This window comes from Arsukibacterium perlucidum DSM 18276, from assembly GCF_000382165.1.
GTDB lineage: Bacteria > Pseudomonadota > Gammaproteobacteria > Enterobacterales > Alteromonadaceae > Alishewanella > Alishewanella perlucidum.
This window is the reverse complement of the sequence record NZ_KB907711.1, coordinates 83,197-108,891: the sequence shown is the minus strand read 5'-3', so window position 1 is coordinate 108,891 and position 25,695 is coordinate 83,197. Positions and strand designations below refer to the sequence as shown.

The window sequence follows — 25,695 nt, the reverse complement described above, 5'->3', positions numbered from 1 at the left end:
TAAAGCTTAACCTGAGCACTTCGATTCTTCTGCTTTAGCACTATTTTTACTTTGCATGTTAAATATGTTTGACATTGAGTTATTTTTGCATATCATTTGGTTTGTTCTGATAGTCATTAAGTTTATATTTAATCAAGGAGAGTGAGATGTCTGAGCGGGAGACGATGCCGTATCGTGAAAAGGTCGCCTGGCTATCAATGCTGGCAATGCTGTTTACCTTTGGCCCTTATTTTACCCTGGTGGCTAGTGGCTATTTTCCGGAAAAGCCGCTGCCTGATCTGCGCCAGCTGGCTGGCTACGCGATAACCGCGGCGGTGCAGGTAACGATTTTAGTTATTGGTCATATTGTATTACGGCGTAACAACCGGCTTGATTCAAAGGTACCAGCTGATGAGCGTGACATTGCAATAAAACAACGCTCGGTGTCTGCTGCCTACTATGTGCTGATAACCGGTATGATCCTGGTGGGGGTTATAATGCCGTTTACCAGCAGTGGCTGGGAAATTGTTAATTCCGCCTTGTTTATGATAGTCCTCGCGGAACTGGTACAGTTTGGGATGGTGGTAGTGGGTTATCGCAGGCAAGCAGCATGACTGGCTCGATAAACAATAACATCAGGTTGCTGCGTTTTTTACAGAGCGAGATGACCCAGGCCGAGCTCGGGCAGCGGGTGGGCGTAACCCGTCAAACCATCGCTGCAATAGAGGCCGGTAAATATTCACCTTCGCTGGAAGTAGCGTTCCGGATTGCCGCCGAATTTAAGCTGCCGCTGGAGCAGGTATTTCAGTGGCAGGAATAACACCAGTCTAAGGAAATAAGGTATGACAGGCACCATCCGGTTAATGCAGGCTGAAGACTTAACCGCAGTCGCATGTTTGCAGGATAGTTGTTATGGCGAGGCATTATTTGAAAGCCATGAGTTGCTGTCGCAACGGTTGCAGCAAGCCCCTGCCAGTTGCTGGCTTATAGAATCAGTCGGCACTGGCATTCAGGCTTATTTGTTTAGCTACCCCTCTGTATCGGGTGCAGTAACACCACTGGCCGCGCCATTTTCCTGCTGCAAAGCACCAGACTGTTTATATTTGCATGATATGGCAGTCAGCCCACAGGCTCGCGGCCTGAAGCTCTCATCGAAACTTCTGCAACAAGCCATTGAGTATGCCGAGCGCCTGGCATTGCCCAGACTGGCGCTGGTAGCAGTACAGGATTCGGTACCTTACTGGCAACGTCAGGGATTTATTGTCGTGTCAGACCTGCCGGTAAAGGCAATTAACGCCCTGGCCAGTTATCAGCCCGGGCAGGCACACTACATGCAACTAAAGTTAGTCTGAAGCAGAGTAACAAGTTAAAAAATAATATCAGCTTAGTTGAGATAGTTCAGGACTGTGATGATTATCACAAAGAGGGATTGCTGGTTGTATAGAATAAGAAGACAAAAATGAATATAAAAGACTTAATGTTAATACCTTAAGTAACACAATAAGTAATAAAAGGGAATTTTGCATTTACTAAGTACTATATTAGGAAAACATATTGCAATTGAGTGCATTGCGGCTAGTTTTAATTATGTGTCCCCTTCGGCTTTAACAGAGGTCAACATGAAACGAAGCAGCAAAATCAGTTTAGTACGTATTGGTGTAACGGTTTTTAGCGTGGCAGTGGTTACACCTTTGCAAGCTGAAATTAGTTATCAGTTTAACGGTTTTGGTACGGTGGCAGTTGGTAAAGTGCTTTCAGGTGACGTAGCTGATCCAGACTTTGTCAGTTACAAATGTCCGTGCTTTATTACCGATTACAATAACGGCGGCATATACCAGAGTAACGATGGCTGGAGTATTCAGGAAGAGAGCCGAATAGGTGCGCAGCTAAACGTCAATTTTACCGACAGGTTGTCGCTGGTAACTCAGGTTATGGCACGTGCGGTTGACAGTGAGTTGAGCCTGGAGTGGGCTTATTTATCTTATGATCTGACGGATAAGTTAACCCTGCAGGCTGGTCGTAAGCGTATTCCCTTGTATTTCTACTCTGAGTTTCAGGATGTTGGCTTTGCTTATATCTGGTTACGACCGCCGCAAACCCTGTATGGCTGGGAAGCCAGTAATTATAACGGTGCTAACCTGCGTTACACTGAAAATTTTTCTGACTGGAGCATGACTGCCAACATCTATGCCGGTAGTGAAACAGTTGATGATGCACCTTACAACTCGCTATACGATTCCGTGCCGCAAGACAGTAGATGGGACAAAATCCGTGGCGTGGACATTGAGCTGAACCGTGATTGGTTTACCGCACGGCTTATTTATATGACATCAGAGAACAGTACTACGGAGCGACCAGACAGCGACGCTTTCTATAGCCCGCCTACAGACCAAACCGTGTTGGGGTTATCTTTAAATGCAGATTTTGGTGATTGGTTTGTGTTGTCAGAAATGAATCTGAACAAACGTGAAGACAAAGCTGATGGTTTAACTATCCGCTCACCGGCATCTATGGTGGGTGCCGGCTACCGATACGGCAAATGGACACCTTTTGTCAGTTGGTCCAGATTCTGGGATAAGTCAAACAATCTTGAGTTATATGAACCAGAGCGTTTTACTGATACGTCTTTCACGCTGCGCTACGATATTAACAACAACAGTTCAATCAAAGCTCAAATTAACCGGCTGCAAGACAAGTCACTGTATAATTTCGTTGGTAACAGCACTGTAGCTGCTATTTCATATGATTTTATTTTTTAACATTAACACCAGGCGGAGAAGAATTATGAAAGCTGTCATTATATTTTGCATGGTGTTAATGGGCTCAGCGCATGCTGACATTGTCATTATCGGCCATTCAAGCAATACCAACAGTGTTAGTGTTGAAGAACTGCAACGGTTGTATACCGGCAAGAGTAGTAGTTTTGCAAACGGTGAATCAGCATTGCCTTTGAATCTTGGTGATGCCAATGCATTACGGACAAGTTTTGACGAAAAGGCTCTGGGCCGCTCATCCAGCCAGATTAAAGCGTATTGGTCAAAATTGGTTTTTACCGGCAAAGGTACGCCTCCGAAAGAGGTCAGTACTGAAGCTGAAATGGTTAAACTGGTTAGCAGTAACCCTAATCTGCTTGGCTATGTAAGTAGTACTGCCGATCTATCCGGCGTAAAAGTGCTGCTGAAAATTGAATAAGCAGGCAATAAAGTAGTGGTAATGAAAACGGGCGCTTTAGTGCGTTTATACCCTGGTACGACGTATTCAGGCGCCGCGTTTTACACAAGCAAACAGCGCATTGCCTGCTGCGTTGTCCCATACTGTTATTCTGTCGTAATCGTGCGCCAGAATATGCACCTCAAAGTACGGGCAGAGCAGTGCTTGTAATTCCGCAAAGCTGATAGCAACCATGGTATGCTGATCCTGCCAGAATTGGGTACCAGCAGCGTTAGTTTTGGCAATACTTAACTTTAACGCCTGTTGCTCACCCCTGCCGCTGTAGTGCCAGGCCGATTCAAATACAAACTGGCTATTATCAAACCAGGTGCTGTGGCGCACTGCCGAACGGTTACATATGGTATCTTTATCCACCGCATTAAATACAAATAGCCCACCTGGAGTAAGCGCAGCGTATACGCTGGCAAAACAGTGTTTCAGCGCGGCAATACTGGCATTGTAATGAATGGAGTATAAAAAGCAGGTAATTAAATCTACCGGCTGTTGCAGCGTAAAGTCAGCCATGTTTTGCAAAATAAAGCTGGCTTGCGGACAACGTGCCCGGGCCAGGTCAAGCATCGGCTGGTGAATATCCAGGCCGCTGCTTTGGTAGCCAAAGTCGATAAAATGCCGGATATGTGGCCCGGTGCCGCAGGCTAAATCAAGATGACTGTGCTTACCGTTGCCCAACATTTTGTTAAGCCGGTGTACACTGCTGCTTTGTGCCAGGTAATTGATATCACAGCACATTAAATCATAGTAGCCTGATAAATCGGTGTACAGAGCATTAGTCGATATCATAGCAGCACATTAGTGGCACGGAATTTTGGTGGCGCATCATATAGCAATTCAGCGGGTTTGCGTAGCTACTTCTTACCTTGTTAATCAAGTATGATGCGACTTTGCAGCCGCAGCCTCAGGTTAGTATGCATCGACTTATTATTCTGAAAATGAACACGTCTAACGCTAAACGAGGACAAGATTTTGCTAAAAACGTCTGAAAGCACCGCAGCAGTACTGCCGTGGCTGGCTGGTTTTTTAACGCCTTATCGCTGGCGGGTAGCCGCTGCTATGTTGTTTTTGCTGATTGGCGCTCTGGCCTGGCTGGCGCTGGGGCAGGGCGTGCGTTTACTGGTTGATGAAGGGTTTGTCAGCGGCAACAGGGCTCGCTTAAATTCTATTATTCTGCTGATTTTACTGATCACCTGCGTCAGCGCCACAGCGGTATTCTGCCGCTTTTATCTGATGACCTGGCTGGGCGAGCGGGTCAGTGCTGATATTCGTAACCATGTTTACCGGCATATGCTGAGGCTAGCGCCGGCCTTTTATAGCGAAACACGCACCGGTGAGGTGATTTCCCGTTTTACTGCTGATACTACGGTACTGCAAACCGTGGTCGGTTCCAGTTTTTCGATGGCATTGCGATCCGGGGTTACCGCTATCGGCGGCTTACTGATGATGGCCTTTACCAGCCTGAAAATGACCGGGTTAGTGATGATTGCTGTGCCGCTGGTATTGGTACCCATTTTGGTATTGGGCCGCAAAGTACGACTGATGGCCCGGGCCAGTCAGGACCGGCTGGCCGTTATTGGTGCCCATGTGGATGAAAGCCTGCATGAAATTCACACCGTGCAGGCTTATGGCCATGAAGCACTGGACCAGCAATTATTTGCCGGCAAAATTGAGCAGGTTATGGCGGCGGCAAAGCAACGTATTTTTTATCGGGCGCTGCTAATTGGTTTGGTAATGCTGCTCAGTATCAGCGCTGTCACCCTAGTTGGTTGGGCGGGTGCGCTGGATGTGCTGGCAGGCCGGATAAGTGCCGGCGAGCTGACGGCCTTTTTATTTTATGCTGTGGTGGTCGCGGGAGCGGTTGCTACCATCAGTGAAGTTATTGGCGAAATTCAGCGGGCGGCTGGCGCAACCGAGCGCCTTATTGAATTATCCAATATGCCGGTAGAGATAACCGCCCCGGTTACACCGGCGCAGTTAACTGAGCCGGTGGCCGGTAGCCTGCTATTTGATGATGTGAGTTTTTACTATCCGCAACAACCTGACAAACCAATATTGCAGCAGCTTAGGCTGCATATCAACGCGGCTGAGCGGGTGGCGTTGGTGGGGCCAAGTGGCGCCGGTAAAACTACCATCTTTCAGTTATTGCAGCGCTTTTACAATTTACCGACGGGCAGAATTTTACTCGATGGCATCGATATCAGTACCTTTGATCCTGCGACGTTGCGGTCGCAGTTCGCGCTGGTACCGCAGGATGCGGTGATTTTTGCCAATAGTGTACTGGAAAACGTGCGGTATGGCCGGCCTGATGCCAGTGAACAAGAGGTAATTGCTGCCTGTAAAGCTGCCGAAGCTGATGAGTTTATTCAGCAGCTGGCAGAAGGTTATCAAAGCCAGCTCGGTGAACGTGGGGTGCGGTTATCCGGTGGCCAGAAGCAGCGGATTGCCATAGCACGGGCGATTCTGGCTGATCGGCCGGTGTTATTGCTGGATGAGGCTACCAGTGCGCTGGATGCCGCCAGTGAACACTATGTAAAACAGGCGCTGGAGCATTTAATGCAGGGCAAAACCACCCTGATCATTGCCCACCGGCTTAGTACTGTGCTGCATGCCGACCGTATACTGGTGCTGGATAAAGGCCAGCTGATTGCGTCAGGTACACATAGCGAGCTGATGCAAAGCTGTGCGCTTTATCAGCAGCTTGCGAAGTTACAGTTTTTAAATGCCGATAGTGCGGATTAAAGGCTACTGCAGCACAGCTTCGTAAATCAGGGTCATAATGGTGCCATAGCGGCCTGTTTCAAAACTATCGCCCGCGAATTCATAGCTGGTGCCACTGTCGGTAATGGGGCTATGCTTTTTGTTAGTCAGCAGCACCACCATTAAATTATGCGCCGGATCGATCAGGGTGGCCGTGCCGGTCCAGCCGGTATGGCCATAGGCATAATTACTGGCATAAGCGCCAAAATGCCAGCTTAAATCGCCGCCGGCGGCGGTACGCCAACCCATGCCAAAGCGATGATCATAACCTGATGGCCGGGTAAATTGTTGCACCACTGCCGGGCTGAAAAAGCGCTGCCAGCCATAACCGCCTTGCTGGGCAACCACACTCATAAGTACCGCCAGATCGCGGGCACTGGCGAACAGGCCGGCATGGCCGGCTACCCCTTGCAACGCATGAAACGCTTTTTCATCGTGGACCTGGCCGCGCAGCACACCCTGCCGGTTAGCCGGAAAACTGACCCGGCCCCCGCGGCTGTTGCCATCAAGTTCAGTGGCAGCAATCCGGCCCGGTGCTACACCTTGTTGCAGTGGATTAAACATCAGATTATTTAAGCCAAGTGGCCGGTAAAACTGCTTTTCCAGGTATTGATCCAATGGCATGGCAGTCAGGCGTTCAATCAGCAGGCCCAGCAGCATAAAGTTTACATCGCTATAGCGTGCTGTTGTCGCGCGGTCACCGCTAAATGGCACCTGGCTAAGCAACAACTGGTCGGTATAGGCCTTATTAAGGGAGTAAAACAACGGGCCATTGCTGTTGTCAGGGCGATGAAAATGCACTTCTGGTGCATAGCCACTGGTGTGATAAAGCAAATCGCTGACCAGGCGTAGCTCGCGGCCATCAGCCAGATACTCAGGCAAATAATCGGTCAGTGGCCGGTTTATATCCAGCATGCCGCTGCTGACCAGCTGCATCGCCGCATAGGTTGTTGCATACATTTTGGTATTAGAGGCAATATCAAATAAGGTGCTGGTTTGCATTGGTTCTGGTTTAGCCAGCTCGCTGCCGTTTGTCTGATAACGCAGAGCATAACCATAAGCGGTTTCTTTAATGATCCGGCCATCTTTCACCACCAATAACACGGCGCCCGGAAAACCAGCGGCAACTTCTTCAGCGATTAGCTGATCAACTTTACTGAACTTCCGGGTATGTTTGGTGGTTTGCTGCGCTTGTTGCTTAAGTTCGGGGTAGGGTACTGCAATGGTCAGCCGGGCTGTCGCTGGCTGTAATGATACTAACTGTAACTGGTTACTATCGTTGCGGGTATAGGGCGAAATGTCAATTTTAAAAGGTTGGCCATGCGCTGGCCGCTGCAGACGGAGCGGCTGGCCGTTGATCGCTATCGTTGCTGCCTCTGCCTGTTGCAGGTCAATTAACAGAATGCCCTGGCCCTGCCAGCTGCTAAACAAGCGCCGGTTATTGACACCTTGCCGGCTACTACGCTGCTCTGGCCACTGCACAAAGTGCTGGCCAGCTTGCTCTGCCATCGCCAGTTGCTCGGCAGCAGTTAACAGTTGTGCCGGCGGATAATGCACTGCGAAAGGCGCAGTTGCACAGCTGGTCAGTGTCAGTAACATCAGGAGGAAAATAAACCGCATCTGAGTACCTTGACGGCGGTGGGCCGCAAACATGTTATCTGTTCAGAATGGATTCACTATACCAAGTTAGTGTAAAAACCCGAAATCTTGTTGTTTAAGTTATTCCTGCAATAGTTAATACTGTGTAATATTCGTAACCGTTCTGGAAAAGCGAATTTGCCAGCAGTATGAGGGATTATGAAAGTTGGATTAGGATACAGTAATTGTGACGATGCCTTTGCTGCGGGTAAACAAGCCGCGCAAAGTGCTTTGGCGCAAGCAGCTTTTGCCGAGGCAGATTTGGTACTGGCGTTTTGCAGTGGCGCCCTGGATCATCAGGCTTTTTACCGCGGCCTGCGTGCAGTGCTGGGACAGGATGTCAATATATTTGGTGGCTCTGCTATCGGTGTTATCACCAACTGGCATTTGTCCTATCAGGGCAATCCGGCTGCTGTTGCGGTATTAAAGTTCCAGGATAATTATTGTCAGATGGCAGTAGCCACTGGCTTATTTAACAGCCCGTTTAATGCCGGTGAGCAATTAGCTGCAGCGCTACCGGTGATGCCTGACGCCAGTTTGTTATTATTGCTTTACGATTCCATTAAGTTTTCCGGCTCAGCAAATGTGGCGCCGGTAATGAATCCCTCTGCACCACTGTTAAGGGGCTTAGAGCTGAATTTAAAAGCGGCAGTGCCGATTGCCGGTGCCGGCTTGCTTGGCGATCATGGCTTTGGTCATACCCAGCAATTCTGTGGTAAAAGCATTGCTCAGCAAAGTGCCAGCGCACTGGTGTTTGGTGGCAATTTACGCTGTTACATTGGGGTCATGCATGGTTGTCAGCCATTAAGCAGTCAGCGCTACACCATAACCGGTATTTTCGGTCAGTTTTTATATACGCTTGATGGCAAACCAGCCGTGCAGGTTATTGATCAGGCTTATGGCAATAGCAACTGGCGAAGTCGTTCACCGGTAAGCCAGCTTTGTCTGGGGATCCCAAACAATACAGCAGGTATATCGGTTGAGCACGATTTCAGTAATCGCCTGGTCAGCGGCGTATTACCTAATGACGAAGGCATTATTTTATTTGAGCCCGATCTGCACGAGGGCATGCAAATTCAGTTAATGCGCCGCAGTCCGGCCCTGAGCAGAGCGTCTGCCAGAACCAGCACAGAAGCGTTGCTCAAACAAATAAAACAGGAAGGCAGGCAACCGTTGTTTGCGCTTTATATGGATTGCGCTGGCCGCATCGCCCGCTTTGATCCGGCCTCGGCAAATGAGCCTGATCAGGAAGACGCCAGGGAAGTGCAGCGCTTATTAAATGAAGCCAGAATTCCGTTGCTGGGGTTTTATTGCGGGGTAGAAATTGCGCCCCAGGCTGGCAAAAGCCGGGGCTTAGACTGGAGTGGCGTGCTGGTTATCTTAACCAGATAGCGCTTTTTATGTCGGCGTATTACCAGCGAACCGCTGGCGCAAATAGCGGATTATATCGTCTGATTCATATAGCCATTGCCCGGTACGTTCAGGAGCAGTTTCAGAGGTGGTCGCGGTAATCCGCAGGCAGGGTACTTTCACCCGGCCTCCGCCATTTTGCAGGTCGTTCCTGTGCGATGCGTTGTGCCGGGCGTCGCGTTTTTCTATATCAAGCCCCAGCCGGGCCATTTCTTTACGTACTTTTATACAAAACGGGCAGGCTGAAAACTGATATAACGCCAATTGCTGGCAAGCGGCATTAACCTCAGCCTGTTGCTCCGGGCTTCGTATCATAGCTTTGGGAGTGGTCAGCCATTCTGTCAGTAGCATAAAAGGGGTTAAAATCAGCCGGATTAAACGAAAAAATAAACGGATAAACAAACGCATTGCTCTCTCTGCAGGTTAGTAAATTTGCCCGGACAGTGTACCATTATCCTGTTACAGCAGCCTAGCTGCCGACATATTAAGCAGTGATACTAATGCCAGCGGCCGCTTAGCCGAAATTATTGTGCTCGATCAGTTTTCCCGCAATATTTTTCGTGATACTGCAGCGGCCTTTGCGCAGGATGCTATGGCGTTAGCATTAGCGCAGGAAGCTGTAGCTGCCGGAGCGCTAAAGCAACTAACGGCAGATCAACGCAGCTTCTTGCTATTACCTTATATGCATAGTGAGTCGAAGGTTATCCATACTCTGGCCGAACAGCTTTACCGGGAACATGCGCCGGATAGCAATTACTAGTTTGAGCTAAAGCATAAACAGATTATTGTTCGTTTTGGCCGCTATCCGCATCGTAATGCCATTTTGGGCAGAGCATCAACCAACGAAGAACTTGAATTTTTAAAGCAGCCCGGCTCCGGCTTTTAGCCGGCAGCAATGGGCCCGGGCCTGGTGTTAGCACTAAAGTGTTATGGTTGAAATTTAAGCAGCTGTCTATGTTGTCGGTGACCTAACCAAGGAGTTACTGATGACAACAATAAAAAAAATCTTACTGTTACTGAGCGCCGGTGTGGCGCTGATGTTAGCTGCCAAAGTGCAAGCCTGTGTTGATGCCGTCGTGCTGGTGCATGGCAATACAGCCAGCCCGAGTAGCTGGAACAATACCTACAATTATTTGCGCAGCAAAGGTTACCAGGCAGCCGACATTTACCGGCCAAACTGGGGTTCAAAAACCTGTGCCGCCTGCAATGATCACAACGGCAGTGAGGAAACACCGGTGCGCAATGCCATCATTTCGGCCCTTAATAACTCTTGCACCGGTAAAATTGATGTTATTGGCCACTCAATGGGCGCAACCCTGGCTGCACAGCAAATAGACAAGCTGGGTGTTGCTTCACAGGTTGATGCTTTTGTTGGCGTTGCGGGTGCTTTTCGGGGCTTGTTAAGCTGTGGTGTATATCCGTTTAATGTCTGGAATTCTACCTGCGGCAGTGCAGGTCTGTCTGTTTCCAGCCCATTTTTAGACAGTATTTACGGGGTGCGGTTTGGTCAGCGGGTTTATTCAATTAAAAGCAATATTGATCAAGTGGTATGTTCCAGCGGCAGCTGTCTGGTCTATGGCGTGCACAGCAGCCGTATCTGGGGTGAAAACGCCACTTATACCTTCGCTTTAGGCCATTTTGGTCTGCAAACGGATACTGCAGCGCAACAGTACAACTTAATTAAATAACCCCATTCAAGCAGCATCCAGAGATAACAGGCTTTGCGACAGCAAAGCCTGTTTTTGCAACTATGTTGTATATGGTTTATCTCAGTTGAACGTCAATTTTCCGGGGACGCGGTTTTGGCTTTACTTTTTGCTGCTGCCGATATGTTGGCATTGTACTGTGCGATAGCCTCGTTAAGTTTTGTCATAAATTCCGGATTTTCGACAAGATAGGCTTTGCTGATGTAAATGCCATAGGGCAGTTGAATATGTTTATGGATTTTGTAGCGGGTTTTATCCAGCTGGTTGTTGTTGATTACCGTGGTTGCGGTTAAAGCAGGTAGCATAATGGCATCGACCCGGCCGTGGTTCAGCAGGTTAAACAACCCTCTGATATCACTGGTTCCCGGGGTGATCTGATATGCCTGCAGCGCTAACCAGCGATAAATATTGCTGTTCATTTGTGCAGAGACGACAGCGGTTTGTTTAAACTGTTCGCTATCCGGCTTAATATCTTGCCGATTTGTCAGCCACACCCAGGCCCAGTCGGTAAAAAATAATGGAGCAGAATACTCGGCAAGCGCACTGCGCTCCGGGCTTTCGGTTGCCAGTAGTAAGGCATCAAGCAGGTTATTTTCCATATCAATTAACGAGCGACCAAAGTGCTGCACCGCCTCTGCGCGGTAGGCAACGCCGAGCTCAGCCATAATGCTATCAAAGGCCTCAAAACCTTCGCCTGCAATTTTTTTGTCCTGTACGTAAGTATAAGGCGGGTAATCGGGCACGGCGATACGCAGGGTTTGTGCTTTAATATCGCCACTAAACCCGAGTATCCACATGCTGGCTAACAGCAAATACTTCGCACCTTTATTTGTGCGGGTAACAATTCCGGTGGTTTGCATAATGCCCCACTCTAATTTAAGGACTGGCCAATTAACGAAAGTACGTTTTGATGGCAAAACCGAATGACATCATATAAAAAGTATAGCGCCTTCTTTAGATTTTATTAATCAAATATTATACACAGCGAATCATTGTTAATCAGCCCGCCGATGGGCTGCCAGATAATCCAGCTCCGGGCCGACAGGTACCACCTGGCTTGGGTTGATCATGGTGTGACTGAAGTAATAGTGGCGTTTAATATGATAAAAATTCACAGTATCTGCCACGCCGGGCCATTGATATAACTCTCGGGTAAAGCCAAAGAGATTTGGATAGTCTGCCAGTCGCTGTTTATTGCACTTAAAGTGGCCATGATACACGGCGTCAAAGCGGATCAAAGTAGTAAACAGCCGCCAGTCTGCCTCGGTAATTAACTCTCCGGTTAAGTAGCGGTTTTTACTTAGAATCGACTCAACCTTATCAAGTGCCGCAAATAATTGCTGATAGGCTTGCTCGTAAGCATGCTGTTTGGTAGCGAAACCACAACGGTACACACCGTTATTGATGTTGTGGTAAACCAGTTCGTTAACCTCATTAATTTGTGGTTGTAAATCTGCCGGGTAAAAATCGTCGTTATTGCCGGTAAGCTTATTAAACGCCGTGTTAAGCATCCGGATAATATCTGCCGATTCATTGCTGACAATCCGGTTTTGCTGCTTATCCCATAACAGTGGTACGGTAACCCTACCGCTGTAGTCAGCCTGATGGCGGGTATAAAGCTGATGCAAGTAGGCAGCGTCAAACAAACTGTCCCCAGAGCTGTGGTTATTTTTATCGAACTCCCAGCCATGCTCCAGCATATCCGGGCTCACCACCGACACACTGATATACTCTGTCAGGTCTTTCAGTTGTAAAAAAATCAGGGTGCGGTGCGCCCAGGGGCAGGCCAGTGAGACATACAAATGATAGCGACCTTTCTCTGCTTTAAAACCGGCTTCACCGGTTGGCCCGGCATTACCATCGGCGGTTATCCAGTTACGTAGTTGGGCATTTTCGCGTTTAAATTCACCATCGTTACTGTCGGTGTCGTACCATTTATCCTGCCAGTTACCTTTAACCAGTAAACCCATGTCAGACTCCTGTTGAAGTATTGAATATTATTCACACTGTAGCCAACTGTGCCGGTAACGGCTATCTGATAATAGTGGCAGGTTTGTTCGACAAATTAGAACAGAATGCAGGAAGCCGCTGCTACCAGCGGCTTTGCAGTTGCTTGTCAGTACGCTAAGCTGGAGTATTTTATACTCAGGCCAGATGATGCAAACCGCTATGCAGCAAACTATAACCAGAGCTATACCGAAAGCTATGCAAAAAGCTATGCAAAAAATTATGCAGAGAATACCCCGGATAATTGCGCTTGGCATGCTACCCCTGACAACTACTGTCCAAGCCTATTCGGGTTGGTACGGCCCGGAACCTTTCAGATTGCAGCAATTGCAGGGCCGGGATTTCGATTACAATCTGGAAAGTTTTTTGCAGCGTCTGAGTTTCAGCCCGGTGCCAATGCAACCTTTTGCCCCGTTATGGCAGCAGGATGGTTGGTATGGCACCGGCGGCAGTACCCGCAGCCGCGAATTTTTTGTCCATTCGGTTTTGCAGAAAACAGTCGATTTTGACATGCCGGCCTTTGCCGGTGTCAGGTTTAGCCGGGCAGAAGATTTAGACGGACGTTATGACCGCCAGTTAATTGGTATGGGCTATCGCAGCCAGAATCACGCTACCGAATACAGCCTGTGGGGCGATGTGCAAGGGGCGAAAGACCAGCTGGATTTACAGCTGGAAATAAATCAGCCCTTTGCTGATGGCAGTTGGCTGAAATCAGCTGTGGTTTTTACCGACGTGGTTTATAACAGTAAAACCTACACCGGAAACAGTTATCAGACTAACCCCGTTACCCTTTATGCCAGTGGTGGCTGGCAGTTAGGCCAGCAACAGCTGTATGGCTTTACTAATCTGAATTTAAAAACTGAATTTAACGATGCAGAGCGGCAGTTGGCTTACAGCAACGAGCAATACGCTGTCGGCCTGGGCTGGAACCGGCAGTTGCGTAACGATGTTGAGTTGACAGTTCAGGGGCAGGGCCAATACGCAGAGCGCCAGCAGCAGGCTTTGGCTGGCAATGCTGAGATGCAAACGATGCAACGTCGCTATTATCAGCTGAATGCTGAGTTACGTCATTATCAGCCAACAGGCTTAGATTACTGGTACGGTGTGCATGCACTTAGTCTGAATGAGCGGGACAGCCGCTTTGCCAATGGCGCAGCGCCAGCGGAGTACCGGCGAGAACTTTACACCTACGCCGGCTTGCACTGGCAATACAGCCGCAGAATAAGTTTGCGGCCCACCTTGTATCTGGGTTACGCCTCGGCAAGGGGACAATTGCAACGTTTTACTGATCAGCCGTTAATTGACAGTGGCGTATTAGCTAAATTCAACCCTAACCTGACCGTGCTGCTAAAAGAAAGTACCGGCGCCCGGATGGTTATTAATCTTGGTGTTAAACTGCACAGTCTGCAATTTGGCGGCGGTAACGTTCAGCTGGAAATCCCGTTCTGATATAGTAAGCGGCACGAACAGAACAAAAACTAAAATATAAAAGAGTAGCCACAGTGACAGAATTAACTACCTCATACCCGATTGGCAAGCCAGGGCAGCCCTGGGGCAGTACCGAAAAAGCCCAGTGGCTGGCCAGCCAGCACATTCAACGTAGTTTTCAGCAGCAGGTGCTGGAGCGCCTGGAACAGGTCGCCCCCGGTTTTTCGCGTCAGCAATATGCTGAGCTTGACTACCGCCAGTATGGCGCCAGCTGTTATCCGCTTTATGCCTTTAGTAATGGTAACGACCCGGATAAACCGACCGTAATCGTTACCGGTGGCGTACACGGTTATGAAACCAGCGGGGTGCAGGGCGCTATCCGGTTTTTGCAAACTGCCGCCAGCCAGTATAGTACGCACTTTAATCTGCTGGTGCTGCCTTGTATCAGCCCCTGGGGCTACGAGACCATTAACCGCTGGAACCCATTAGCGCTGGATCCGAACCGCAACTTCACTGCCGACAGTCCGGCAGCAGAGGCAGTGGCTGTGGTCAGTTTTTTACAGCAGCTGCAGCAGCCAATACTGGCCCATATCGATTTACATGAGACCACAAACTCGGATAACAGCGAATTCCGGCCGGCAAAAGCAGCGCGCGATGGCGAGATTAATACCAACTGGGATATTCCCGATGGCTTTTATTTAGTCGGCGACAGCGCCAAACCGGTGGCTGATTTTCAAAAGGCGATTAATCAGGCTGTCAGCCAGGTTACTCAGATAGCGCCGGCAGACAGCAACGGCTGCCTGATTGGTGAGCCAATCAGCCAGCCGGGGGTGGTGAACTACCCGAAAAAAGCCTTAGGCTTATGCGGCGGCATTACCGATGCGCGTTATGTCACCACTACTGAGGTGTATCCGGATAGCCCTAATGCCAGCCCGGAGCAATGTATTGAGGCCCAGGTAACGGCGATAGTGGCAGCACTGGATTATTTAAAAGCGAACGGCTATTAATATTGCTATATCAGAGCATGGTGAATAAAGCTTGCTATACTGATTTGGCGTTTTTTATTCTGGCTTAATATTTTGGTTTAAAGCATTAAGCTACCTTAGTTAATTAAACCAAGATCTGCATGCATTGCGGGTGTTGTCTGGTTTTCCGGTTTCTACAAGGAAGACAGCATGGGCAACCCGGTTATTATTCTGCATGGCTGGAGCGACAACAGTCGCTCCTTTACCGCTATCAGTAAATTTATCAAACAATTACCTAATAAAAAAACCGTGCATCTACACCTGGGCGACTGGCTGTCGATGCACGACGATGTCACCTATACCGATTTAGCTACCGCAATGCAGCGTGCCTGGCATGAGATGGGCTTGCCCACCGCTGATCGCAGTATCGACTTAGTAGTGCACAGCACCGGCGCACTGGTAGCCAGGCAGTGGCTTACCCAGTTTTACAGTGCCAGCCACAACCCGGTCAAACGTTTTGTGATGATGGCGCCGGCTAATTTTGGTTCGCATTTAGCTCATAAGGGCCGCAGCTTTTTTGGCCGGGCCGTTAAAGGCTGGGGCCAGCCTGGCTTTCAGACCGGCACCCAAATCTTAAAAGGCCTGGAGCTAGCCTCACCCTATAGCCAGCAACTGGCCTTTCAGGATTTATTCGGCGAGGAAAGCTGGTATGGCGCCGGCAAAATTCTGGCCACAGTGATGACCGGCAATACCGGTTATTCCGGGATAAGTGCTATTGCCAACGAGCCAGGATCTGACGGCACGGTGCGGATCAGTGGTGCTAACCTCAATTGCAGCCGGATAGAGCTGGCACTGGATGAACAGCAATGCGTTTTGCCGGGCAGTTTGCGCTACAGCACGAGTAAAGGCGATATTGCGCTGGCGATTCTGGATAAAGAAAACCACAGCACTCTGGTATTTAAAGACAAAGGGCCCGTAAACCCGCTTACCGAAACTATTCTGGCGAAGGCCCTGCAGGTAGAAGATACCGATTATCAAAGCCTTGGTGACAGCTTCGGCTGGCAGCAACAGATTATTTCGCTTGACCCGGGCGCAGCAGAGCGCAGCCCGCAGCGCAGCCAGGTAATTTGTCAGCTAACCGATCACCTGGCCAACAGCGTGCAGGATTATTTTGTTGAGTTTTACCGCACCGGTAAAAAAGACGAGAAATTTGAGCAGCAGCTGTATCAGCAGTTTTTATGTGGGGTGCATGCTTACAGTGACAATGGTGCTTATCGTACTTTGTACTTTGACCTGGCCAGCCTGACTGCGCTGCGCCAGCGTTATCAACTGGACAAGTTGTATCTTAGCTTTAATGCCGAACCGCATTATAAGCCACCTCGCCAGCCGGTCGGTTATGCCGGCGTTGCCGCCACCGCTACTGCTGGTTTAAAGCTGGAGCCGGAAAATATCGATTGGGTATTTATACCGCACCAGACGGTATTGCTGCAGGTGGTGATGCAGCGCAGTATTGATGCCAGTGTGTTTAAACTGGGCCGCTGAGCACTAAGCAGGCAACGAAACATGCAATTGCAGCGGCAATTTACTGCCAGCCCAGAGCTTTAATTTGCTGCTGTAATTGCGGATCAGCGCTGTTAACTAATGCGTTTGCCCCGGTAACGGTTAATACAGGAGCCTGTTTTGCCGCAGTTTGGCTACCCAATTCTGCCAGACCAACATAACCTGCTGGTGAGGCAGGAAAATCTGCGATTAGCTGCCGGTATTGCTGCTCAGCACTTGCCAGCTCGCCACGTTCGGCCAGTTTAAAGGCCAGATTGTATTGGTGGGTGATGGCTATCGGGTCGAGTTTATAAGCCTGCTGCAGTGCCTGCCAGGCATCCTGACTGCGGCCCAGTTGCTCCAGTGCCGCAAAACGCCACAAGTGAGCGCTGGCTAAACTGGGGTTCAGGCTTAGCGCTTTATTTAGCGCCGGCAGGGCCGCGTCTGTTTCACCCTCTAAATAAAATAACAGCAGGCCACGCACCGCATGGGCTTCTGCCAGTTCCGGCGCGCGCACCAGGGCTTTGGCTAAATGTTGTTCGGCCAGGGTAGCGGCAATATCGGCTTTTAAAATACCAAAGCCGGCGCTGCCCTCGGCCAGTAAAATAATGGTGTCGGCCAGCGCAACATAAGCCATCACATACTCCGGGTCCAGTGCTATGGCCTGCTCAAATAAGCGGCGGGCTTCTTTAATAGATTTGGTAGTATGCAGCCGGTATTGCTCGCGGCCGCGCAGGTACATCAGGTAAGCATCACTGCTGGTGGTATTATTTAAATTATTCAGGCCGTCAGCTGCCAGATAGCGTTCCTGCAGCAGGTTAACAACAGCCCGGGCAATTTCGGTTTCAATGGCAAAAACATCGGTTAGTTGCCTTGAAAAGCTCTGGGTCCACAGGGTCATACCGTCATTGGCGTTAATCAGCTCTACCCGCAGCCGCAGCTGGTTGCCACTTTTATGAATGCTGCCACTGAGTAAGGTTTCTACCTGCAGCCGTTTAGCAATATCAACCGGCAGTAAATTCTGGCCGGCCAGATTAAACCCCGCGCTGGCCGGAGTAACCTGCAGGCCGGATACCTGACCAAGCAGGTTGGTCAGCTCTTCGGTAACCCCGGTAGCCAGATAATGCTGGTCGTTATCTGGGCTTTGATCCCGAAATGGTAATACCGCAATGGAAGAGGCTTTGACACTGCTGATCAGGCCCTCGTTGCGTTTAACATAATCGGTGCGGGCACTATTAAAGTAGTGATAGCCCAGCATAATGGAGCCGGCAAATACCACGGCAAAACCCAGCCACCATTTCAGGCCCAGTGGTTTTGGCGTTTCAGTGGTGTCTACTTCAGTAACTCTGATGCCTTGTGGCGTGATATCAAAATACCATGAAAGGTAAAATACCACCGGGAAACAGGCGAACAAAAAGATAGTAAGGCTGGTGGCCACCAGCGGGCTTAAGTTTAGTAAGGGGGTTACCACGGCAATAATTTGCAGTAGCAGCCAGATCACACCCAAAAAAGGAATAAGAGTTTGAATGACTTTACGCCGGCGTAACTCCGATAAAAACCGCATTACTACTTTCACTATTGTCTCCCTGACTGTGCCTGCTGCGCTGCTAATGGTTTAGTGTATTAAATTAATATAATTTAGCAGCTTAAGCCTAGCAGGCGTTGAACTTTTAACCAGGCAAACATGTTGAAAGTTAGTGTTACTGTCCTGCTGGCGCCGGTTAAATGATAAAACTAAGGTCAACACGCCCTAACGTGTTTCAAAATATTTCCAACAGGATGACTCGGCCGGCTTAAACACTTAAGATGACCTTGTAAACAAAATGACAACAAGAATAAAATCTGGAGAATATGATTTGAAATTATCTAAAATAGTGCTGGCGATGGGGCTGGTAGCCGGGATCAGCGCCTGTAGTCAGCAACCTGCAGCGCCACAATTGCCAAAAGGCGTAACCCTGATTACTGAACATGTTCAGCAAAAAGACGGGGTGTCGATACCTTATAAAAAATATCAGCTGGCCAACGGCTTAACGGTTATTGTCCATGAAGATCATTCTGATCCGCTGGTCCATGTCGATGTAACTTACCACGTAGGTTCTGCCCGGGAAGAGCTGGGTAAATCGGGGTTTGCCCACTTTTTTGAACATATGATGTTTCAGGGTTCTGAAAACGTTGCTGACGAAGAACATTTCCGGATTGTTACTGAGGCCGGCGGCACCTTAAACGGCACCACAAATTCTGACCGAACCAATTATTTTCAGACCGTACCCTCTAACCAGCTGGAAAAAATGCTGTGGTTAGAAGCAGATCGGATGGGCTTCCTGCTGGACGCGGTAACGGAAGAAAAGTTTGAAGTACAACGTGAAACGGTGAAGAACGAACGTGGCCAGCGGGTCGACAACCGGCCTTATGGCCGGTTAGGTGAGCGCGTGTCACAAGCTTTATACCCGGTGGGCCACCCTTATTCATGGCCGGTTATTGGTTATATGGATGACTTAAACCGGGCTAACGTCAATGACGTTAAAGCCTTCTTTTTGCGCTGGTATGGCCCGAATAACGCCACCGTGACCATAGGTGGTGCGGTAACGGCGAATGAAGTACTGCCGTTAGTTGAACAGTATTTTGGCTCTATTCCCCGTGGTCCTGAAGTAACAGCTGCGCCAAAACAGCCAGTTTCACTGGATAATAACCGTTATATTTCGATGGAAGATAACGTTCATTTGCCGCTGATTTACATGTCGTATCCGACGGTATATCTGCGCCATCAGGATGAAGCGGCGCTTGATGTGCTGGCGGAAATTCTTGGTGGTGGTAAAAACTCTATTTTCTATAAAAATCTGGTGAAAACTCAGATAGCGGTGCAAGCCAATGTGAATCACCCTTGTGCAGAACTGGCCTGTACCTTTAATTTACTGGCGCTGCCCCATCCGGCATCAGGTAAAAACCTGGCTGATATTGAAGCGTTGCTACGCGAAAGCCTGGCCGAGTTTGAGCAGCGTGGGGTCAATGACGACGACTTGTTAAAAGTAAAAGCGCAAATGGAGGCTAATACAATTTATGGCCTGCAAAGTGTGTCTGGCAAAGTAAGCCAGTTGGCCATTAACGAAACGCTGACCGGTAACCCGGACAACCTGCAATACGACTTAAACCGGGTTAACACGGTAACCAAAGAAGATGTAATGCGGGTTTATAATACTTACCTCAAAGGTAAGGGCTCGGTCGTGATGTCAGTGGTGCCGCGCGGCAAACTGGATTTAATTGCTGCAGCTGATAATTTCAGCCCAACAGTGCTGGATTTTGGGGGCCCGTCACAAACCAGCGCTGAAGATTTGCAGGTTCGCCGGGCAACGGATAACTTCGATCGCAGTGTCGAGCCGCAAGCCGGTGTTAACCCGGCTGTTACGGTACCGGCTTACTGGCAGAGCAGCCTGGCCAACGGCATAAATGTATTGGGTGCAGCAAGCGATGAAACGCCTACCACTGCCATGCTGTTAAAGCTTAATAGTGGCCTGTACTTCGAAAGCCCGGATAAAACCGGTTTAAGCAGTATGTTAACTGCGATGCTGAATGAAGATACCAGCAACTTTACCGGCGAAGAAATTGCGCTGGAACTGGAGAAACTGGGCAGCTATATCAGCATCAGCGCCGGTGACGAACATATTCAGCTGTATGTATTAAGCCTGAGCAAGAATCTTGATAAGACCATTGATTTACTAATGGAGAAGATGTTGCGGCCGGCCTTTAACGAGGATGATTTTAACCGGCTGAAGCAACAGCGTTTGCAGGGCATTCAGCAATCAGAGAAAAATGCCGGCTATCTGGCCAGTAACGCCTTTCGTAAGCTGATGTATGGTGACAGTATTTTAGGCCAGCCTGGCGGCGGTACTTTGGCCAGTGTCACTAACCTGAGCCTGGACGATGTGAAAGCCTATTACCAAAGCCACTTTAAACCCGATGGAGGCCAGTTAATTGTGGTATCTGACTTAGCGAAAGAGCAGCTGCAGCAGGCTATTACGCCCCTTACTCAGTTTACCGGCAAAGCGCCGGCGGTAGATTTACAGGTGCCGGCAGATACCAGCCGTGGCTCGGTAATTTATCTGGTGCATAAAGATGACTCGCCCCAGTCGGAAATCCGGATTGGCAAGCGCAGCTTAGCTGAGGACATTACCGGGGAGTACTTTAAAACCGGCCTGGCTAACTTTACCATTGGTGGTAATTTTAACAGCCGGATCAACCTTAACTTGCGTGAAGATAAGGGCTACACCTATGGTGCCCGTACTGGTTTCAATGCTGACGGTTATACCGGGGTGTTTATTGCCTCGGCTGCAGTAAGGGCTGATGCCACTGCTGCCTCGGTAAAAGAATTTATCGATGAGCTTAACCGCTTTAGTGCCGATGGCGTAACTGAGCCGGAGCTGGCGTTTATGCGCCGGGCACTGAATCAGCGTGATGCGTTAAAATATGAAACGCCTAATGCCAAGCTGGGCTTTTTAGCGCAGATCCTGGAGCATGACCTGGCGCCAACCTTTGTGGATGAACGCAATGCTATTATTGCCAACATTAGCCAGCAGGAGATAAACCAGCTGGCCAGGCAACACTTTGATCCCAAAGATATGGTGATAGTGGTAGTGGGCGATTCTGCCGTGCTGCGCCCTGAGTTGGAAGCGCTGGGCTATCCGGTGGAAGATTTATCGTTGTAAGCTAATTTAGCTGCCAAAACGCCACCTGCGGGTGGCGTTTTTATTACTGCATTTTTATTATGGTATGGTGCAGGGGTATTGCTGGTATTTTGCGGGCTAAGCCCCTAAAGTGGCAAAAAAGTCTGCTTAAAACAGCGTAATCGATTTAACTATTGTCTTCACAACGGATTAGCTATGCAATATTCAGTACTTGGCAGCAGCAACATTGAGGTATCCCGGGTTTGTCTGGGAACCATGACCTGGGGTACCCAGAATACTCAGCAAGACGCTGACAGCCAGCTGGCGTATGCGCTGGCGCAGGGTGTTAATTTTATCGATACCGCAGAAATGTATTCAGTGCCGCCAACGGCCGAATCTTATGGTGCGACAGAACGAATAATAGGTAACTGGCTTAGCCGCAACAGTGGCCAAAGATCAAACATTATTCTGGCCAGCAAAATGGCGGGTAGTGGCTTATCGTATATTCGTGGCGGCGGCATAATGACGCCGGCAACCTTAAAGCAGGCGGTGGATCAGTCGTTAACGCGGTTGCAAACAGATTATCTGGATTTATACCAGTTGCACTGGCCAAACCGGGTATCGCCACACTTTGGCAGGCATAGTGTGAGCCGTGTTGGCTTTGCAGAGGTTAATTCTGCCGAACAAACAGAGCAAATCCTCGGTTTATTGCAGGCGTTGGATAGCTGTGTTAAGGCGGGCAAAATCCGCTTTTGTGGCTTATCTAATGAAACGCCCTGGGGCATCAGCCAGTATCTTAAGCTCAGTGCTGAACATAACTTACCGCGCATGGTCTCTATCCAGAACGAATTCAGCCTTCTGCATACCAAAGACTGGCCTTATTTAATTGAACAATGCTGGCATGAAAATATCGCTTACCTGCCCTGGTCACCGCTGGCTGGCGGGGCGTTAAGTGGTAAATATCTGCATGGCGCAAGGCCAGAGGGTAGCCGCTGGAGTATGCTACAGCGCAATGGTTTGTTTCGCGACACGCCGCAGTCTGCGCAAGCGATAGCGGCCTTTACTGAGTTAGCTGCCAGCCATCAGCTTAACCCCGCTGCGCTGGCGTTAGCCTGGGTAAATCAGGTAGAGGGTGTTACCTCCACCATTATCGGCGCCACCACTATGCCGCAGCTGCAGCAGAATATTGCAGCCTTTAGTTTGAAGATCAGCGCAGCGCTAAGCGAGGATCTCAACCAGTATTTACGGCAACATCCACTACCATTTTAAGTGCGGACTAAATAACTAAATTCTGTGCTTTGATTACTTGTGAAGTTGTAGCCTAGCCATTAAGCTCATTAAAAAGCTAAACCGTTTCTTCAGATAAGTAGTGGAATCAGAACGCCATGCAGCAAATGATCGAGCAAGCAACCAATTTACCCAGTATTCCGGAAGTGGTGCAAAAGCTGATCGCCAGTATGAACGACGACGATGTGTCGACTGACAAACTGGCTACTATTATCACCAGCGATCAGGCCATTACCGCCAAGGTATTGCGCCTGGCAAATTCGGCGCGCTATGGTCGCCAGCGCAAAGTAGGTTCGGTTAAAGATGCGCTGGTAGTATTAGGGCGGGATGCACTGCGCACCCTGGTGTTATCTATTGGTTTAGTCTCCAGTTTTAAAGCACCTGCTACCTTCGATTTAAACGCCTTTTGGCGTCGTTCATTTATGCTGGCCAACCGGGCAAAATGGTTGGCTAAATTAAATAAAGCCGACCCGGAAGTCGCCTATACCTGTGGCTTGCTGCATGGCATTGGTGAGTATCTTATTCATATCATTGAACCCGAGCTTGCTAAAACCATCGACGAGCAGGTAGAGGGTGGAGCAGCCCGGCGCAAAACCCAGCTCGAATTATTCGGCTTTGATTACACCATGGCCGGCAGTGAACTGGCAAAATACTGGAAGTTTCCGGACGATATCGCCGATGCTATTTTGTGGCAGCAACAACCCGCCGGCAGTGGCACCTTGCTGCCTTATGCCACGTTACTCTATCTGGCCCGCTATATGATTCATTACCGGGAGCATGTCAGCGAAGGTAATTTTGACGAGTTGCCGGTGAAGTTAATTCATGCTGCACATATGAATTTAGATGACACTTACGCCAGCATGCGCGACTTTACCGAAGAGGAAAGCGATATAAGTGCGATGTTGCAGTAGCAGCGCCATTTAGCAGGCAAGCCCACCACCTGACATGTATATTTCGGTAAGATTTGATAATTGCAAATGTCAGGTTTGGGCGAAGCGGAAACAAAGGCATCCGAATGAGCCGGATTGTTAGCTGTTTTCAAGCATGTACACGCGAAGCTGCCGCTCCTCTCGCATGACATAGAGAACGAGAACCCGCTGCCCATCCTCACGATAAAAAATACGACACGGTGTAACCACTACCTCCCTGTATACCGAATCAGGGAGCTCTGGAGGGATCCGCCCGGATTTAGGGAATTTTTCCAAATGCCCGATCTTATCGAAAACTTCCTGGATCAGCTGACTTGCGGCAACAGGCTTGTCCAAAGCAATGTACTCAGCGATGGCATCCAGTTCTTGAAGGGCGGGCTCGGTCCAGATTACTTCAGCCATTTACTCATTTTCTCTCTGGCCTCACTTTGGCTATACGTTCTGCCATCCAGTACCGCAAGCTCTCCCCGGGAGAGCCCTTCAAGCAGCGCAAGTCGACGCTGCATAAATTCGTAATCCTGCACATCTACAAGGTATGCAGATGGCTGACCATGCTCCGTGATCAAGACCGGCTCTTTGGTATGATGCAAGTCTGCCAGGATTTTTGTAGCTTGGCGCTTGAGGTTTGTAACAAGCTCAACTTTCATAGATTCACCCCAGTCTAAACTTTAAGTGGCACTATAGTATCACTTGACGGGTAAGGCAATGGTAACCAGGGCATAGCACATGGGTGGCGAGCCGCGCAGCGGGATGACGTCGCAGCCAGCGTTTTTTGCTGGCGATAATATTTGTTTGTTGGTTTTTACAACTTACGATACTGATAACTTACTTTTAAATCAGCACTTTTTCTACCATTAGGATTTATAGTCCGAGCTTTATAAAGATCAGAGACACTGATAACAAGCTCGTTGTCATTAACCCAATATACCTCAAGCCCTGTTTCTTCGGGACGACCCGCAAAGGTAAATAAGTTTTCAGCACGCAGTTTCGGATTGTTACTTTTTACATCAACACTACCAAAAAAGTCTGTCGTAGCCCCACCGCAATCGCCGATGCTTATTTCTGCTACTTGCTCACCATTTGGTGACGAAACCGCATTTACAACGGTATGGTGACAGAGCGTTTGACAACTCTTGAGAATAAGGAATAAAACCCCCCAGCAAACCAATAAAATCCAAAAAGAATAACCGCCAATATTAAACAATGTTTTTTTAATTGTAGATTGCATCAACTAACCCTATAAAACTAACGCCCGCAACACACGCTAGCAACTTGTTGCGAGTCGCGCTGAACACGCGTTGTGCTGGCATGTGTTAGCTAGCCAACACACCTAAAATCCAATCTTTGTAGACAGATAACCTTACTTGGTACGCGGTAGTGCCATACAGACCACCTTTGAATGTAGAAAGGTCACCTTGCCAATACTGCCAACTTGATAATCCAGCAAGATAAGGCTCACCATCAAGGAAAATAACGGATGCACCTCCGCTGTCACCAGAGCCGTGAATGCCTTCAAGCGGCAATGAATCAGGCGGTGAATCAAACTTATACGTCAGCCAATTACCCTTTGCACCATCAATTTTGTTATGAAAGGAATGCATTTTACGTAGAGGTTTAGTACTCAAGTCCTCACCAATTAAACCGTTTCCTGTGGCTCCCCGACCAAACACAGTGACAGTTTGCCCCACTTCATTGTCTTCCTGATAAATTTCCACCGGAGTGATACTACTGACTGGTAATGAAAGCTTGATTAACGCGATATCACTCCTTGCAGCAAAGAAAGCCATTAATCGTGCAGCATCTCCCTTAAACAAAGATTCGTCTGGCTCGATATAATCAGGATGTTTGGTTACTGATTCAATTGTGTAACTTTCACCACCAATTTTTATGCTTTTACCTGTGTAGTCATAAAAAATGACATGTGCTGCTGTAACAATCCATTGAGGTGCAATCAGCACACCATGCCCCTCGTGAGGCATATCAATCAAATACTCCGGTACATTTTTAACCAAATATTGTTCTTGAGGAATATCGTGTCGCTTTACAACTGCGTTGCAGTAATTCGGTAATAGTAGGCTCACTATAAAAAATAAATTCCAGAACTTCATGCTATGTCCATTGTTTAATCAAAAAGCTAACGCCCCAAATGAGCGTGCAAATCCGGACT

At 48.8% G+C, this 25,695-nt stretch carries 24 protein-coding genes and 1 pseudogene; 15 read left to right on the top strand and 10 right to left on the bottom strand.

From position 1 onward, the window contains the following. Window positions 1–146: 146 nt before the first annotated feature. From H141_RS0110090 to H141_RS0110070, 5 genes are all read left to right on the top strand, one after another. Window positions 147–593 carry a hypothetical protein gene (locus H141_RS0110090; RefSeq protein ID WP_019676143.1) on the top strand — a complete coding sequence of 149 codons (447 nt, stop codon included), beginning with the start codon at window positions 147–149 and terminating at the stop codon, window positions 591–593. Further along, window positions 590–799: a helix-turn-helix transcriptional regulator gene (locus H141_RS0110085; protein WP_019676142.1), complete on the top strand. Its 210-nt coding sequence runs from the start codon at window positions 590–592 to the stop codon at window positions 797–799. Before H141_RS0110090 ends, H141_RS0110085 begins: the two co-directional genes overlap by 4 nt. Before the next feature lie 22 nt (window positions 800–821). Continuing rightward, on the top strand, window positions 822–1,331 hold the full coding sequence (locus H141_RS0110080) for a GNAT family N-acetyltransferase (RefSeq protein WP_019676141.1): 510 nt from the start codon (window positions 822–824) through the stop codon (window positions 1,329–1,331). A gap of 267 nt (window positions 1,332–1,598) precedes the next feature. Further along, complete coding sequence (locus tag H141_RS0110075) at window positions 1,599–2,738, top strand: porin (RefSeq protein ID WP_019676140.1); 1,140 nt, start codon at window positions 1,599–1,601, stop codon at window positions 2,736–2,738. A 25-nt stretch (window positions 2,739–2,763) separates the two neighbouring features. Then, entirely contained in the window at window positions 2,764–3,171 is a 408-nt protein-coding gene (locus tag H141_RS0110070) for a type 2 periplasmic-binding domain-containing protein (RefSeq protein ID WP_019676139.1), read from the top strand. Between the two features lie 66 nt (window positions 3,172–3,237). On the opposite strand, the gene H141_RS0110065 is transcribed toward H141_RS0110070, so the two are convergent. Then, entirely contained in the window at window positions 3,238–3,990 is a 753-nt protein-coding gene (locus H141_RS0110065; protein ID WP_019676138.1) for a class I SAM-dependent DNA methyltransferase, read from the bottom strand. 183 nt (window positions 3,991–4,173) lie between these two features. On the opposite strand from H141_RS0110065, the gene H141_RS0110060 reads away from it, so the two are divergent. Beyond that, window positions 4,174–5,943 (top strand): ABC transporter transmembrane domain-containing protein, encoded by a 1,770-nt coding sequence (locus H141_RS0110060; RefSeq protein WP_019676137.1) that lies wholly within the window; start codon window positions 4,174–4,176, stop codon window positions 5,941–5,943. Window positions 5,944–5,946: 3 nt separating this feature from the next. Here H141_RS0110060 and pbp4b read toward each other — a convergent pair whose 3' ends face one another. Further along, window positions 5,947–7,581 carry a penicillin binding protein PBP4B gene (gene pbp4b / locus H141_RS0110055; protein ID WP_019676136.1) on the bottom strand — a complete coding sequence of 545 codons (1,635 nt, stop codon included), beginning with the start codon at window positions 7,579–7,581 and terminating at the stop codon, window positions 5,947–5,949. A gap of 177 nt (window positions 7,582–7,758) precedes the next feature. Here pbp4b and H141_RS0110050 point away from each other — a divergent pair, with 177 nt between their 5' ends. Further along, window positions 7,759–8,991, top strand: coding sequence for an FIST signal transduction protein (locus H141_RS0110050; protein ID WP_019676135.1), 1,233 nt, complete (start codon window positions 7,759–7,761; stop codon window positions 8,989–8,991). A gap of 6 nt (window positions 8,992–8,997) precedes the next feature. Here the strand turns inward: H141_RS0110050 and H141_RS0110045 are convergent, their stop codons facing one another. Continuing rightward, window positions 8,998–9,417, bottom strand: a complete 420-nt coding sequence (locus tag H141_RS0110045; RefSeq protein ID WP_019676134.1) for a glutaredoxin family protein — start codon at window positions 9,415–9,417, stop codon at window positions 8,998–9,000. A 22-nt stretch (window positions 9,418–9,439) separates the two neighbouring features. Here H141_RS0110045 and H141_RS21870 point away from each other — a divergent pair. Together H141_RS21870 and H141_RS0110035 are read left to right on the top strand one after the other, a co-directional pair. After that, window positions 9,440–9,895, top strand: a pseudogene (locus tag H141_RS21870) (DUF924 family protein). A gap of 100 nt (window positions 9,896–9,995) precedes the next feature. Continuing rightward, window positions 9,996–10,697: an alpha/beta fold hydrolase gene (locus H141_RS0110035; protein WP_019676131.1), complete on the top strand. Its 702-nt coding sequence runs from the start codon at window positions 9,996–9,998 to the stop codon at window positions 10,695–10,697. Between the two features lie 92 nt (window positions 10,698–10,789). On the opposite strand, the gene H141_RS20080 is transcribed toward H141_RS0110035, so the two are convergent. Continuing rightward, complete coding sequence (locus tag H141_RS20080; RefSeq protein ID WP_019676130.1) at window positions 10,790–11,575, bottom strand: substrate-binding periplasmic protein; 786 nt, start codon at window positions 11,573–11,575, stop codon at window positions 10,790–10,792. Window positions 11,576–11,710: 135 nt separating this feature from the next. Next, window positions 11,711–12,685 carry a glutathione S-transferase family protein gene (locus H141_RS0110025; protein ID WP_019676129.1) on the bottom strand — a complete coding sequence of 325 codons (975 nt, stop codon included), beginning with the start codon at window positions 12,683–12,685 and terminating at the stop codon, window positions 11,711–11,713. Window positions 12,686–12,944: 259 nt separating this feature from the next. Here H141_RS0110025 and H141_RS0110015 point away from each other — a divergent pair, with 259 nt between their 5' ends. The 3 genes from H141_RS0110015 (at window position 12,945) to H141_RS0110005 (ending at window position 16,657) form a co-directional block, all read left to right on the top strand. Next, window positions 12,945–14,171, top strand: a complete 1,227-nt coding sequence (locus tag H141_RS0110015) for a hypothetical protein (RefSeq protein ID WP_051090398.1) — start codon at window positions 12,945–12,947, stop codon at window positions 14,169–14,171. 53 nt (window positions 14,172–14,224) lie between these two features. Beyond that, window positions 14,225–15,157 carry a M14 family metallopeptidase gene (locus H141_RS0110010; protein ID WP_019676127.1) on the top strand — a complete coding sequence of 311 codons (933 nt, stop codon included), beginning with the start codon at window positions 14,225–14,227 and terminating at the stop codon, window positions 15,155–15,157. Between the two features lie 168 nt (window positions 15,158–15,325). After that, entirely contained in the window at window positions 15,326–16,657 is a 1,332-nt protein-coding gene (locus H141_RS0110005) for an esterase/lipase family protein (RefSeq protein ID WP_019676126.1), read from the top strand. Window positions 16,658–16,697: 40 nt separating this feature from the next. Here the strand turns inward: H141_RS0110005 and H141_RS20075 are convergent, their stop codons facing one another. Beyond that, window positions 16,698–18,230, bottom strand: a complete 1,533-nt coding sequence (locus H141_RS20075) for a tetratricopeptide repeat protein (RefSeq protein ID WP_157610839.1) — start codon at window positions 18,228–18,230, stop codon at window positions 16,698–16,700. 280 nt (window positions 18,231–18,510) lie between these two features. Here H141_RS20075 and H141_RS0109995 point away from each other — a divergent pair, with 280 nt between their 5' ends. From H141_RS0109995 to H141_RS20070, 3 genes are all read left to right on the top strand, one after another. Next, a complete protein-coding gene (locus H141_RS0109995; protein ID WP_019676124.1) occupies window positions 18,511–21,354 on the top strand; it encodes a M16 family metallopeptidase in 2,844 nt (947 codons plus the stop codon). A gap of 174 nt (window positions 21,355–21,528) precedes the next feature. Continuing rightward, window positions 21,529–22,581: an aldo/keto reductase gene (locus H141_RS0109990; RefSeq protein WP_019676123.1), complete on the top strand. Its 1,053-nt coding sequence runs from the start codon at window positions 21,529–21,531 to the stop codon at window positions 22,579–22,581. 116 nt (window positions 22,582–22,697) lie between these two features. Further along, window positions 22,698–23,510, top strand: coding sequence for an HDOD domain-containing protein (locus H141_RS20070; protein ID WP_019676122.1), 813 nt, complete (start codon window positions 22,698–22,700; stop codon window positions 23,508–23,510). Between the two features lie 117 nt (window positions 23,511–23,627). Here the strand turns inward: H141_RS20070 and H141_RS0109980 are convergent, their stop codons facing one another. The 4 genes from H141_RS0109980 to H141_RS0109965 form a co-directional block, all read right to left on the bottom strand. Next, window positions 23,628–23,930, bottom strand: a complete 303-nt coding sequence (locus H141_RS0109980; RefSeq protein ID WP_019676121.1) for a type II toxin-antitoxin system RelE/ParE family toxin — start codon at window positions 23,928–23,930, stop codon at window positions 23,628–23,630. After that, window positions 23,918–24,175 carry a type II toxin-antitoxin system Phd/YefM family antitoxin gene (locus H141_RS0109975; RefSeq protein WP_019676120.1) on the bottom strand — a complete coding sequence of 86 codons (258 nt, stop codon included), beginning with the start codon at window positions 24,173–24,175 and terminating at the stop codon, window positions 23,918–23,920. Before H141_RS0109975 ends, H141_RS0109980 begins: the two co-directional genes overlap by 13 nt. A 155-nt stretch (window positions 24,176–24,330) precedes the next feature. Next, a complete protein-coding gene (locus H141_RS0109970) occupies window positions 24,331–24,756 on the bottom strand; it encodes a hypothetical protein (RefSeq protein WP_019676119.1) in 426 nt (141 codons plus the stop codon). Window positions 24,757–24,841: 85 nt separating this feature from the next. After that, complete coding sequence (locus tag H141_RS0109965) at window positions 24,842–25,636, bottom strand: trypsin-like serine protease (protein ID WP_019676118.1); 795 nt, start codon at window positions 25,634–25,636, stop codon at window positions 24,842–24,844. Window positions 25,637–25,695: the final 59 nt, after the last annotated feature.